Below are 385 nucleotides of genomic sequence, written 5' to 3' on the forward strand. Positions count from 1 at the left end.
TTCTTCAGTTTTATCTTTTAACACTTTAAAAACGATACTATATTCACCGTCTTTAAGAGCGTTTGGATCAATTGTTGTGTTATTGTCTTGATTATTGTTTCCGCCTTGGTTATCGTTTCCACCTTGGTTATCGTTTCCGCCTTGGTTGTCGTTTCCGCCTTGGTTATCGTTTCCACCTTGGTTATCGTTTCCGCCTTGGTTGTCGTTTCCGCCTTGGTTGTCGTTTCCGCCTTGGTTGTCGTTTCCGCCTTGGTTGTCGTTTCCGCCTTGGTTGTCTAACGGTTTAATGCTATCTTTATCAAATGCAAATTGAATGTCGTAGAAATGGTGATAATTCATTGAATCGATATCTACTTTTACTTTTGCATTTAACTTTTTAGATAAA

The 385-nt window shown here is 38.7% G+C and carries 1 pseudogene; it reads right to left on the bottom strand.

What is annotated here, in order from left to right:
• Positions 1-385 (bottom strand): annotated as a pseudogene (locus MR083_RS26985) (NEAT domain-containing protein); the annotation flags it as partial.

It is taken from the genome of Bacillus cereus group sp. BfR-BA-01408 (genome assembly GCF_022663305.1).
Classification (GTDB): Bacteria; Bacillota; Bacilli; order Bacillales; family Bacillaceae_G; genus Bacillus_A; species Bacillus_A pacificus.